The sequence below is a fragment of the Streptomyces tremellae genome (genome assembly GCF_039540215.1).
In the GTDB taxonomy this organism is placed as follows: domain Bacteria; phylum Actinomycetota; class Actinomycetes; order Streptomycetales; family Streptomycetaceae; genus Streptomyces; species Streptomyces tremellae.
This window is the reverse complement of the sequence record NZ_BAABEP010000029.1, coordinates 15,516-27,292: the sequence shown is the minus strand read 5'-3', so window position 1 is coordinate 27,292 and position 11,777 is coordinate 15,516. Positions and strand designations below refer to the sequence as shown.

Here is an 11,777-nt window from a genome sequence, read left to right as displayed (position 1 = left end):
CTCGTGTCGTAAAGGAGATTCATGACCACCCCCTATCCCTTCACCGCCGTCGTCGGCATGGACGACCTGCGGCTCGCGCTGCTCCTCAACGCCGTCAGCCCCGCCGTGGGCGGAGTGCTGGTGCGCGGCGAGAAGGGCACCGCGAAGTCGACGGCCGTGCGGGCGCTGTCCACGCTGCTGCCGGAGCTGAGCGTCGTCGCCGGGTGCAGGTTCTCCTGCGACCCCGCCGCGCCCGACCCGCAGTGCCCCGACGGGCCGCACGGCAACGAGCCCGCGATGCACCGGCCGGCGCGGATGGTCGAGCTGCCGGTCGGCGCATCGGAGGACCGGCTCGTGGGCGCGCTCGACATCGAGCGCGCGCTCGCGGAGGGCGTGAAGGCGTTCGAGCCGGGGCTGCTCGCGGACGCGCACCGCGGGGTGCTCTACGTGGACGAGGTCAACCTCCTCCACGACCACTTGGTGGACCTGCTGCTCGACGCCGCCGCCATGGGCTCCTCGTACGTGGAGCGCGAGGGGGTGTCCGTACGGCACGCGGCGCGCTTCCTGCTCGTCGGCACGATGAACCCGGAGGAGGGCGAGCTGCGCCCGCAGCTGCTCGACCGGTTCGGCCTCACGGTCGAGGTCGCAGCGTCGCGCGAGCCGGACCAGCGCGTCGAGGTGGTGCGCCGCCGCCTCGCGTACGACGACGACCCGGACGGCTTCGCGGGCCGCTGGGCCACCGAGGAGCAGGCGCTGCGCGAGCGGATCGTCGCCGCCCGTGCACTGCTGCCGCGCGTGGTGCTCGGCGAAGGCGTGCTGCGGCAGATAGCCGCGACCTGCGCGGCGTTCGAGGTGGACGGCATGCGGGCGGACATCGTGATGGCCCGCACGGCGACCGCGCTGGCCGCGTGGGCGGGGCGCGCGGAGGTCGTCTCCGGGGACGTGCGGCAGGCGGCGCTGCTCGCGCTGCCGCACCGCAGGCGGCGCAATCCGTTCGACGCGCCGGGCCTGGACGAGGACATGCTCGACCGGGTCCTCGACGAGTTCTCCGACGACACGCCCGAGCCGCCCCCCGAGCCGGACGGCACGGACCCCGGCGGCGCGGGACCCGACGATCCGGGCCGGGGTCCCGGCGACGCCCCGGGCCCCGACGACCCGGGGCGCGGCGGCGGCCCAGGGCCCGACGGCGGCCCGCGCGACGAAGGGGCGGCGCCCGACACCGCGGGACCCGAGGGCCCCGGCGGCTCCTCCGAGCAGCGCGGCGGGGTGCCGCGACAGGCCGGCGCGCCGCAGGAGCGGCAGGCGACCGGTCCTGGCGAGCCGTTCAGGGCCCGGGTCCTGACCGTGCCGGGGCTCGGCGAGGGTGCGGCGGGGCGGCGCTCCCGTGCCCGTACGGAGCACGGCAGGACGACCGGGTCCCGGCGGCCGGAGGGCGCGCTGACCAAGCTGCACCTGGCGGCGACCGTGCAGGCCGCGGCCCCGCACCAGCGGGCCAGGGGCCGCTCGGGGCGCGGGCTGATCGTGCGCCGCGACGATCTGCGGCAGGCGAGCCGCGAGGGCCGCGAGGGCAACCTCGTGCTGTTCGTGGTGGACGCGTCGGGTTCGATGGCGGCCAGGCAGCGCATGGGCGCGGTCAAGGGCGCCGTGCTGTCGCTGCTGCTCGACGCGTACCAGCGGCGCGACAAGGTCGGCCTGATCACCTTCCGGGGCCGGGAGGCGGCGCTCGCGCTGCCGCCCACCTCGTCCGTCGACGCGGCGGCGGCCCGCCTCGGCTCCCTGCCGACCGGCGGCCGCACTCCACTGGCGGCCGGGCTGCTGAAGGCGCACGACGTCCTGCGGGTCGAGCGGCTGCGCGACCCCTCGCGCCGGCCGCTGCTCGTCGTCGTCACGGACGGGCGGGCCACCGCGGCGGGCCGGGGCGACGCGGTCGGCGAGGCGGCCAGGGCCGCGGCGCTGCACGCGGCGCGGGGCGTCGCCTCGGTCGTCGTGGACTGCGAGTCGGGGCCGGTGCGGCTCGGCCTCGCGGGGAGCCTCGCTGCGGCGCTCGGCGGCACGGCCGTGACGCTGGACGGGCTGCGCGCGGACTCCATCGCGGGCCTCGTGAAGGACGTACGGGGCGGACAGGGGGCGCGCGGCGCCCGCCCCGCCGCCACCACAGTCAGCACCGACGAAGCGCGGAGGGCCGCCTGATGCCCCAGGGAAAGCCGGAAACCGTCCCCGACGACGGCCTCACCACCCGCCAGCGCCGCAACCGGCCGCTGGTCCTCGTCCACACGGGCCCGGGGAAGGGCAAGTCGACCGCCGCGTTCGGCCTCGCGCTGCGGGCCTGGACGCAGGGGTGGCCGATCGGCGTGTTCCAGTTCGTGAAGTCCGCGAAGTGGCGGGTCGGCGAGGAGAAGGCGCTCACCGTGCTCGGCGCGAGCGGCGAGGGCGGCACGGTCGCCTGGCACAAGATGGGCGAGGGCTGGTCATGGGTCCAGCGGGACAGCCAGCTCTCGAACGAAGAAGCGGCCAGGGAGGGCTGGGAGCAGGTCAAGCGCGACCTGGCCGCAGAGACGCACCGGCTGTACGTGCTGGACGAGTTCGCCTACCCGCTGCACTGGGGCTGGGTGGACACGGCAGAGGTGGTCGAGGTGCTGCGGGACCGCCCCGGCACCCAGCACGTGGTGATCACCGGCCGCAACGCGCCCGCGGAACTGACGGATTTCGCGGACCTCGTGACGGAGATGACAAAGGTGAAGCACCCCATGGACGCGGGTCAGAAGGGTCAGCGAGGCATCGAATGGTGACATTCCGCGGCACGGAGGGCACGGCGGGCAGACGCCCGCGCACGACCGGTGGGCCCGCGCGCGGCTCCGCGCCCCTGCGGGCGGTGCAGGCGCCATGACCTCCGTGCCCCGCCTCGTCGTCGCCGCGCCCGCCTCGGGCAGCGGGAAGACCACCGTGGCCACCGGCCTGATGGCCGCGTTCACCGAGCGCGGCCTCACCGTCTCGCCGCACAAGGTCGGCCCCGACTACATCGACCCCGGCTACCACACACTCGCCGTCTCGGGCGGCGGCGAGGTGCGCCGCCCCGGCCGCAACCTCGACGCCTACCTGTGCGGGCCCGACCTGGTGGGGCCGCTGTTCGCGCACGGCTCCGAGGGCTGCGACCTCGCGGTCGTGGAGGGCGTGATGGGGCTGTACGACGGCGCCGCCGGCCAGGGCGAGCTGGCGTCGACCGCGCACGTGGCGAAGCTGCTGCGGGCGCCGGTCGTGCTGGTGGTGGACGCGTCGTCGCAGTCGCGCTCGGTCGCGGCGCTGGTGCACGGCTTCGTCTCGTACGACCCGGAGGTGCGGGTCGGCGGGGTGATCCTCAACAAGGTCGGCTCCGACCGGCACGAGGAGCTGCTGCGGGAGGCGCTCGACGGCTGCGGCGTGCCGGTGCTCGGCGTGCTGCGCCGCTCCGACGCGGTCGGTACGCCGTCGCGCCACCTGGGCCTCGTGCCGGTGGCGGAGCGGCACGCCGACGCGCTCGCGGCGACCGGGGCCCTGGCCGAGCACGTGCGGGGCGGGTGCGATCTGGAGGCGCTGCTGACGCTCGCGCGCTCCGCGCCGCCGCTCGACGCGGCGCCGTGGGACCCGGTGGCCGCGGTCGGCGGGCCCGTCACCGACCGGCGGCCGGTCGTCGCGGTCGCGGGCGGCTCGGCGTTCACCTTCTCGTACGCGGAGCAGACGGAGCTGCTGGCCGCGGCCGGTGCCGAGGTCGTGCCCTTCGACCCGCTGCGGGACGACGGGCTGCCGCCGCGCACCGCCGCGCTGGTGCTGGGCGGCGGCTTCCCCGAGGTGTACGCGCCGGAGCTGTCGGCCAACGACGAGCTGAGGCGCGCGGTCGCGGCGCTCGCGCACTCCGGGGCGCCGGTGGCGGCGGAGTGCGCAGGGCTGCTGTATCTGGCGCGGTCGCTCGACGGACGGCAGATGTGCGGGGTGCTCGACGCGGACGCGCGGATGACGGACGGGCTGACGCTCGGGTACCGCGAGGCCGTCGCGATCGGCGACAGCGCGATCGCGGAGGCGGGCACGCGGGCGCGGGGCCACGAGTTCCACCGCACGGTCCTCGAACCGCGCGCGGGGACGTACCCGGCGTGGGGTTTCGTGCGCCCCGAGCGGACCATGGAGGGCTTCGTACGGCGCGGGGTGCACGCCAGCTACCTGCACACGCACTGGGCGGCGACGCCGGAGTTCGCGGCGCGCTTCGTGGGGCGCGCGGCGGGCGCGCCGTGAGAGCCCGCGCCCGGCGCTCAGCCCGCGACGCCCACCACCAGCCAGATGAAGGCGGCGCCCGCGACCGTGCACAGCAGGGTGGAGCGCGCCGGGTGCTCGTGGTGGGCCTCGGGCAGGATCTCGGCGGCCGCGAGGTAGAGCAGCGCGCCGCCGAAGAAGCCGAGATAGCTGCCGAGGAGCTTCTCGGGCAGCGTGAAGAACACCGTGGACGCGGCGCCGACGATCGGCGCGGCGGCGTCCGCGAGCAGCATGCCGAGGGCCCTGCGGCGGTCGTTCCCGTACAGGCTGGTGATCGTGTACGTGTTGAAGCCGTCGGCGAAGTCGTGGGCGATCACGGCGAGCGCGACCGCGGTGCCTATCGCCCCGCCCACCTGGAAGGCAGCGCCGAGCGCGACGCCGTCCATCAGGCTGTGGCCGACCATGGCCGCGGCGGCGGTCAGCCCGAACTGCGGCACGCGCGCCGTGCCGTTCGCGCCGCGCGCCGGGGCGTGCGTGTGGGTGTGCGCCGGCGCCCGGGTGTGCGCCCCTCCGTCCCCGGACGCGGCGGCGGTGGGCGCGTGCGGGGTCCTGGCGTCCGCGCCGACGGGGTCGTGCGGGGCGCCCCCGGCGTCCGTGGCGTCCGTGGCATCAGGGGGCTCCGTGTCGGCGCCGCCGTGCGAACTCTGCCGGGCCGCCAGGAGGCGTTCGACCAGATGGGCGACGAGGAAGCCGCCGACGAACAGCAGCAGCGCCTGAGGGACGCCGAGTACCTCGTCGCCCGCGGCGGAGACCGCCTCGGGCAGCAGGTCGAGGCCGACCACCCCGAGCATCAGCCCGCCCGCGAGGCCGAGCACCAGGTGCCTGCGGTCGGTGACGCGTTGCGCCGTCCAGCCGCCGAACAGCGTCATCAGGAACGCGCCGAGCGCGACGAACACCGCCATGAGCCCCTGCATAGCCGATCACTGCCGCACCGCGCACATCCGGAGGCCGCGGGAGGCCCGGATCGGGGCCAGTCGTGACCAACCTCACGTTTCCCGGGCCTTTCGGGCCTCCTGACGTGACGGTCGGGATCGGTGTGCGGCCGGGCGTCGCGGCGGACGACGTGGTCGCGCTGGTGGCGGACGCGCTGCTGGCCGCGGGGGTGCGGCCGGGAGCGGTGGCCGAGCTCGCGACGCTCGACACGCGGGTGGCGGAGCCGGGGCTCGTGGCGGCGGCCGCGCGGCTCGGGGTGCCGCTGCGCGGCCACCCCGCGGTCGCGCTCGACGCGGTGCCCGTGCCGCACCCCGCGGACGGCGTGCGGCGGGCGGTGGGGACGGGGTCGGTCGCCGAGGCCGCGGCCCTCGCGGGCGGCGGACCGCTGCTCCTCGCCAAGGTGAAGAACGCGGCGGGCACGGCCACCTGCGCGATCGCGGGGAAGGGACCGCAGTTCCGCGTCCCGGCGGCCGGGACCGCTCACGGCGGCGGGCGTGACGGTTCGCGTGTACCCCGTGGACAGAACGTCTGTGCGGAGGGTAGACAGCTCGGACACGCTGAACCGGATGCTGACGTGCCCTCCCCACAGGGCGCGTACGGAGGGAGCGCCGTGAGACGCACGGCCGAGCAGGCAGCTGACCACCCCCACGACGCCCCTGGCGCCCACGACCTGCGCCACCACGGTGACGCGGAGGTACGGGACCAGCCGGGCGACCTGGTCGACCTGGCGGTCAACGTACGGGCGGGGACCCCGCCCGCGTGGCTGCGGGAACGCATCGCCGACTCGCTCGCGGGCCTCGCCGCCTACCCGGACGGCCGCGCGGCGCGCGCCGCGGTCGCCGCGCGGCACGGGCTGCCGGTCGAGCGGGTGCTGCTGACGGCGGGCGCGGCCGAGGCGTTCGTGCTGCTCGCGCGGGCGCTGCCGGTGCGCGGCCCCGTCGTGGTGCACCCGCAGTTCACCGAGCCGGAGGCGGCCCTGCGGGACGCCGGGCACGAGGTGCGCCGAGTGCTGCTGAGCGCGGCGGACGGCTTCACGCTCGACCCCGAGGCCGTGCCGGAGGACGCGGACCTGGTGGTGATCGGCAACCCGACGAACCCGACCTCGGTGCTGCACCCTGCGGACACCCTGGCGTCGCTGGCACGTCCCGGCCGGACCCTGGTGGTGGACGAGGCGTTCATGGACGCGGTCCCCGGCGAGCTGGAGTCGCTCGCGGGCGACGTGGACATACCCGGGCTCGTGGTGCTGCGGAGCCTCACGAAGACCTGGGGCCTCGCGGGACTGCGCGTCGGCTATGTGCTCGGGGACCCGCAGCTGGTGGCGGACCTTGAGCGCGCGCAGCCGCTGTGGCCGGTCTCCAGCCCGGCGCTCGCCGCCGCGGAGGCGTGCGTGGCGCCCGCGGCGCTCGCCGAGGCGGACGCGGCCGCGCGCGCGATGTGCGCGGAGCGCGCGCACCTGCTCGCGGGGCTCGCCGAGTTCGACGAGGTCGAGGCGGTGGAGGCGGCCGAGGGCCCGTTCGTGCTGGTCCGCACGGCTCGCGCCGGCGCGGTGCGCGCGCGGCTGCGGACATACGGCTTCGCGGTGCGCCGCGGCGACACCTTCCCCGGCCTCGACGGCGAGTGGCTGCGCCTCGCGGTACGCGATCGCGCCACGACGAACCGTTTCCTCCAGGCTCTCGACCTGGCCCTCACGGGCACCGGCCGGGCGGGCTGAACCCCAGCGCCCCGGCCGGGCGGGCCGTCCCCCTGGTGCGGCCCGCCCGGCGGCGGTGCGGCGTCAGTGCGACGCGCGGCGCTTCGCGAAGAACACGGCGCCGGCGCCCGCGACGAGCAGCACGGCCGCGCCGCCCGCCAGGTACGGCGTGGCGGAGCTGCCGCCGGTCTCCGCGAGGTTCTCCTTCGCGGTGGGGACCGGCTTGGGCTCGGCGGCCTGCTGGGGCGTGTCGCCGGGCGCCGAGGAGGCCGGCGCCGAGGGCTTCGCGGGCTTCGAGGGCGCGGTCCCGCCCTCGTGGCCGCCGCGGGGCGAGGTGCAGTCGGCCGTCGCCAGCTGCACCGAGCCCTCCACGTCCGCGACGTTGAGCTTCAGCGGGTTGACGGAGACGTCGAGCGCGAGGGCCGTCGCGGCGGCCGTGCGGGAGGTCGTGCGGGTCTGGGACAGTTCGAGGCTCACCTCGCCGACACCGGGCACGCTGACCTTGGTGGGGCCTGCCGTGGAGAGCGTGACCCGCTTGCCGAGCACCGTCACGTCGCCCAGCAGGTTCGCCGCCGCGGTGGGCCGCTCGCCCGCCGTGCACGTCGCCTTGGCGGTGACCTGCTGGAGCTCGATGAGCGAGAGCAGCGGCAGACCCGGCACGTGCACCTTCGCGTGGGCGAGGTTCACGTACCCCTCGGCCGTCCTGCCCTGGAGCGTGGCCCGCGCGTCGGCGACGTCGGCGCCGAGCATGCTGAACGGCCGGCCCTTGTCGACGCCGTCGACCGTCAGGCTCAGCGCCTTCTTGTCGGCGCTCTGCGGCGCCCTGACCTCGTTGAGCGAGGTGTTGAGCGGTACGTCGACGGTCTTGTTGAGCAGGGACACGTCGAGTGCCGCCTTCAGCACGGCGGCGTGGGCCGCCCCTCCGTGCCCCTCGACGCCGGCGGCCTGGGCGGGCGCGGCGAGGAGCACGGGGCCCGCCGTCAGCGCGGCCGCCGCGGCGAGCGCGGCGCAGCGGCGCGCGGACGGACGGCGAAAGGTGTTGCTGTTCACTTCGTGAAACCCCCACAGAGACATGGCGTCGCCGACCGGCCGGCTGGGGACAAGGCGGCGGCGACCGAGACACCACGCATCTTTACGTACTGAGAGTGAACGGGCCGAAACGGAGCGCTAGTTCACTCGAACGGGGGGTTTCCGTGTCAGTTTTCGATTTCTGAGGCACGTGAGTTCACTCCCGCCCCGGGGCCGTCACCCGTACGCGCCGCACGGGATCCGGCGGCCGGCCTGGCAGCGGACAGTGCACAACGACCCGACGTGCCCCGGCGTCACGGGCCGTCAACCGCCGCCCGCGCAGACTCGGGCCGGGGCCGCGCCGTCGTCAGGCCACGACACGCCCGTTCAGCACCACCCGGCGCGGTGCCGTGAGCACCCGGACGTCCGCGCGCGGGTCCTCCTCGTAGACGACGAGGTCGGCGGGCGCGCCCTCCTCGATGCCGGGGCGGCCGAGCCAGGCGCGCGCGGCCCAGGTGGTCGCGGCGAGCGCGTCGCGCACCGGGATGCCGGCCCGCACCAGTTCGGCCACCTCGGCGCCCACCAGGCCATGGGCGAGCGACCCGCCCGCGTCGGTGCCGACGTAGACCGGCACGCCCGCGTCGTAGGCGGCGCGCACGGTGTCGTAGCGGCGCTCGTACAGCCGCTCCAGATGCGCCGACCAGCGGGGGAACTTGGCTGCTCCCCCGGCGGCGAGCTGCGGGAACGTCGCGATGTTGACCAGCGTCGGCACGATCGCCACGCCCCGCTCGGCGAACAGCGGGATCGTGTCGTCCGTCAGGCCCGTGGCGTGCTCGACGCAGTCGATCCCGGCCTCCACCAGGTCCCGCAGGGAGTCCTCTGCGAAGCAGTGGGCGGTGACCCGGGCGCCGAGCCGGTGCGCCTCGGCGATCGCCGCCTCGACGGCGCCGCGCGGCCAGCAGGCCGTCAGGTCACCCACCCCGCGGTCGATCCAGTCGCCGACGAGCTTGACCCAGCCGTCGCCGCGGAGCGCCTCCCGCGCCACGTACGCGACGAGGTCCTCCGGCTCGACCTCGTGGGCGAAGTTGCGGATGTAGCGGCGGGTGCGCGCGATGTGCCGCCCGGCCCTGACGATCTTCGGCAGGTCGTCCCTGCCGTCGATCCAGCGGGTGTCGGAGGGCGAGCCCGCGTCGCGCAGCAGCAGGGCGCCCGCGTCGCGGTCGCCGAGCGCCTGCTTCTCGCTGGTCGCCTCGTCCACCGGGCCGTGCGTGTCGAGCCCGACATGGCAGTGTGCGTCGACGAGCCCTGGCAGCGCCCAGCCGGTGACCGTGCGCAGGTCGCGGACGCCCGCGGGCCGTTCGAAGGTGATCCTGCCGCCGACCACCCACAGCTCGTCCGCGCTCTCCTCGGGACCGAGCAGCACCCGGCCCTTCACGTGCAGTGCAGGTGCGCTCGTCCCATCGCTCATGGAGAGCACTGTACGAGGCCGTGAGTACCCTCGTTCGAGCAGTTCGGCAGAGGATCGCGGCCGCCGCGGACGGCGGCCGCGCCGCGCCGCGCCGCAGACATCCGCAGACGTCCCGAAGGAAGCACCGCCGTGACCCGTCCCGCGCCCGCCGCTCCCCCGCCGCACGCCCTGCTGGACCTGGCGCCGCCGACCGCCGCCGAGTTCGCCGCCGTGGAGCGGCGGGTGGCCGCGCTCCTCGGCACAGGCAACGACGTGGTGATCATGCAGGGCGAGGCCCTGCTGCCCCTCGAAGGCTGCGTGAAGGGCGCCGCGAGGGCGGGTTCGACCGCGCTGAACATCGTGACGGGTCCGTACGGGCAGACCTTCGGCGGCTGGCTGCGCGACTGCGGCGCGGCCGTGCACGACCTGGAGGTGCCGTTCTCCGGCGCGGTCGGCGCCGAGCAGGTGGAGCGCGCGCTCGCGGCCCGCCCGGAGACGGAGTTCGTCTCGCTGGTGCACGCGGAGGCCGCCACCGGCAACACCAACCCGGTGGCGGAGATCGGGGAGGTCGTCAGGGCGCACGGCGCGCTGCTGATGCTGGACGCGGTGGCGTCGGTGGCCGCGGAGCCGCTGCTGCCCGACGCCTGGGGCGTCGACCTGTGCGTGATCGGCGCGCAGAAGGCGATGGGCGGGCCCGCCGGGGTCTCCGCGGTGTCGGTGAGCGAGCGCGCCTGGGCGAGGCTCGCGGCCAACCCGGGCGCGCCGCGCCGCTCGTACCTGTCGCTGCTCGACTGGAAGGAGCGCTGGATCGACACCGGCAGGCGCGCCCTGCCGCACGCGCCCGCGCAGCTGGAGATGGCCGCGCTCGACGCCTGCCTCGACCGGATCGAGCGGACGGGCCTCGGCGCCGTGCAGCAGCGGCACGCGCGGGCCGCGGCCGCGACGCGGGCGGGCGCGCTCGCGCTGGGCGGCGGGCTCGCCCCGTACGTGCACGAGGAGGCGGCGGCCGCGCCGGTCGCGACGACGCTGCGCACCCCGGCGGGGGTGGACGCCTCCGCGCTGGTGGCGAAGGCCCTGGCCGCGTCCCCCGGGCTGCCGCTGATCGCCGGCGGCGGGCCGCTCGCGGCCGGCATGGTCCGGGTGAACCACTACGGTCCTGACGCGAGCGAGGAGGCCGTGACGTCCTGCCTGCGGGCCCTGGGCGAGGCGCTGGCTCACGCTGCGGGCCCGGGCGCTGCACCGGTGGACACCCGGGCCGCGGTGCGCGCGGCGGCGGGGGCGTGGGCCGGGGCGTGAGCGTGCGGAACGTGCGTGGGGGCGGTGCCGGGATCCCGGCACCGCCCCCACCCGTACGCGCCCGCCTCACACCACGCACCCGCTCGCGCCCGTGGTCCCGGGCGCCGCGTGAGGGCGCCCCACCGGCGCGTCCTCACGCCGCGTGGCGCCTGATGATGCTTCTGTGGTTTCCGAGCAGAATTCCCCTCCCATACGGCACGAAGAATATGTTAAGTTGAGGATAGGAATTCCCGCTCTTTTACGAGCAGCTTCCCGTAATGCTTGTGCCCGGTTTCTTCGAGGCTAAACGCGCAGGTTTCGACAGGATGTTCAGCGTAATTCGGACACATTTACGCCCGTCATCCACTTGTGACCGAGTCCACAAAGCAAGGCGATTTGCCCGAATAATCCGCCACAAATCGCCCCCATTCGCCTACCGGTCAGGGACCGCCCGCGCCCGCGCGATAACACATCAACGCGCATCACCCAACCCCTTGCCCGGATGCATGTTTTGAAATTGCTCGGTAAATTCAATCCGTATGACCGCCGCACAAGCAGACCTTGCAGGTGCCAGTAGCGAATTCACCTCGGCCCCAGGTTCCCCGGGCTCCCCGGGAGCTTTCGTGATCGACACCCCACGAGTCGAGGACGGAGCCGCGATCTGGCGCATAGCCCGTGACTCCGAGGTGCTCGACCTCAACTCCTCGTACAGCTACCTGCTGTGGTGCCGCGACTTCGCCGACACGTCCGTCGTCGCACGGGACGCGTCGGGTGAGCCGATGGGCTTCGTGACCGGTTACGTACGGCCGCAGCGCCCCGAGATCCTGGTCGTCTGGCAGGTCGCCGTCGACGGCGCGCACCGCGGCAAGGGCATCGCGGGCACCCTGCTCGACGCCCTCACCGACCGGGTCGTCCGCGACCTCGGCATCACCGGGATCGAGACGACGGTGACCCCCGACAACGTTCCCTCGGACCGCATGTTCACCGCGTACGCCGCACGCCGCGGCGCCGTCCTGGACCGCGAGGTCCTCTTCGACGGCGGCCTGTTCCCCGAGGACGGGTCGAGCGCCCACGCGCCCGAGGTCCTCTACCGCATCGGCCCGCTGACCTCGGGCTGACCCCGCCGAGCCGCACCCGGACGGGCCGCTGACACCGGCCCGCCGC

At 75.5% G+C, this 11,777-nt stretch carries 9 protein-coding genes; 6 read left to right on the top strand and 3 right to left on the bottom strand.

Features of this window, described 5'->3' with window-relative positions:
* Nucleotides 1-21: 21 nt before the first annotated feature.
* The 3 genes from ABEA77_RS19865 to ABEA77_RS19855 all read left to right on the top strand — a co-directional run bounded on the left by ABEA77_RS19865 (nt 22) and on the right by ABEA77_RS19855 (nt 4,242).
* On the top strand, nt 22-2,169 hold the full coding sequence (locus ABEA77_RS19865) for a putative cobaltochelatase (RefSeq protein ID WP_345649202.1): 2,148 nt from the start codon (nt 22-24) through the stop codon (nt 2,167-2,169).
* On the top strand, nt 2,169-2,768 hold the full coding sequence (gene cobO, locus ABEA77_RS19860) for a cob(I)yrinic acid a,c-diamide adenosyltransferase (protein WP_345649201.1): 600 nt from the start codon (nt 2,169-2,171) through the stop codon (nt 2,766-2,768). Before ABEA77_RS19865 ends, cobO begins: the two co-directional genes overlap by 1 nt.
* Nucleotides 2,769-2,862: 94 nt before the next feature.
* Complete coding sequence (locus tag ABEA77_RS19855; RefSeq protein ID WP_345649198.1) at nt 2,863-4,242, top strand: cobyrinic acid a,c-diamide synthase CobB; 1,380 nt, start codon at nt 2,863-2,865, stop codon at nt 4,240-4,242.
* A gap of 17 nt (nt 4,243-4,259) precedes the next feature.
* Here the strand turns inward: ABEA77_RS19855 and ABEA77_RS19850 are convergent, their stop codons facing one another.
* Nucleotides 4,260-5,162 carry a ZIP family metal transporter gene (locus ABEA77_RS19850; RefSeq protein WP_345649195.1) on the bottom strand — a complete coding sequence of 301 codons (903 nt, stop codon included), beginning with the start codon at nt 5,160-5,162 and terminating at the stop codon, nt 4,260-4,262.
* Between the two features lie 116 nt (nt 5,163-5,278).
* On the opposite strand from ABEA77_RS19850, the gene cobC reads away from it, so the two are divergent.
* A complete protein-coding gene (gene cobC / locus ABEA77_RS19845; RefSeq protein ID WP_345649193.1) occupies nt 5,279-6,904 on the top strand; it encodes an Rv2231c family histidinol phosphate aminotransferase CobC in 1,626 nt (541 codons plus the stop codon).
* Nucleotides 6,905-6,967: 63 nt separating this feature from the next.
* Here cobC and ABEA77_RS19840 read toward each other — a convergent pair whose 3' ends face one another.
* Entirely contained in the window at nt 6,968-7,933 is a 966-nt protein-coding gene (locus ABEA77_RS19840) for an SCO1860 family LAETG-anchored protein (protein ID WP_345649190.1), read from the bottom strand.
* A 325-nt stretch (nt 7,934-8,258) separates the two neighbouring features.
* Nucleotides 8,259-9,359 (bottom strand): amidohydrolase family protein, encoded by a 1,101-nt coding sequence (locus tag ABEA77_RS19835; RefSeq protein ID WP_345649187.1) that lies wholly within the window; start codon nt 9,357-9,359, stop codon nt 8,259-8,261.
* Nucleotides 9,360-9,488: 129 nt separating this feature from the next.
* Here ABEA77_RS19835 and ABEA77_RS19830 point away from each other — a divergent pair, with 129 nt between their 5' ends.
* Both ABEA77_RS19830 and ectA read left to right on the top strand, forming a co-directional pair.
* Complete coding sequence (locus ABEA77_RS19830; RefSeq protein WP_345649184.1) at nt 9,489-10,634, top strand: pyridoxal-phosphate-dependent aminotransferase family protein; 1,146 nt, start codon at nt 9,489-9,491, stop codon at nt 10,632-10,634.
* A 518-nt stretch (nt 10,635-11,152) separates the two neighbouring features.
* The gene (ectA, locus tag ABEA77_RS19825) at nt 11,153-11,731 is read left to right on the top strand and encodes a diaminobutyrate acetyltransferase (protein WP_345649181.1); all 579 of its coding nucleotides are present in this window, start codon (nt 11,153-11,155) and stop codon (nt 11,729-11,731) included.
* The last annotated feature ends 46 nt before the right edge of the window (nt 11,732-11,777 follow it).

Excerpts from the sequence above, each read along its gene's own strand:
- ABEA77_RS19865 (WP_345649202.1), top strand. The coding sequence starts at position 22 with ATGACCACCCCCTATCCCTTCACCGCCGTCGTCGGCATGGACGACCTG.
- cobO (WP_345649201.1), top strand. The coding sequence starts at position 2,169 with ATGCCCCAGGGAAAGCCGGAAACCGTCCCCGACGACGGCCTCACCACC.
- ABEA77_RS19855 (WP_345649198.1), top strand. The coding sequence starts at position 2,863 with ATGACCTCCGTGCCCCGCCTCGTCGTCGCCGCGCCCGCCTCGGGCAGC.
- ABEA77_RS19850 (WP_345649195.1), bottom strand. The coding sequence starts at position 5,162 with ATGGCGGTGTTCGTCGCGCTCGGCGCGTTCCTGATGACGCTGTTCGGC.
- ABEA77_RS19835 (WP_345649187.1), bottom strand. The coding sequence starts at position 9,359 with ATGAGCGATGGGACGAGCGCACCTGCACTGCACGTGAAGGGCCGGGTG.
- ectA (WP_345649181.1), top strand. The coding sequence starts at position 11,153 with ATGACCGCCGCACAAGCAGACCTTGCAGGTGCCAGTAGCGAATTCACC.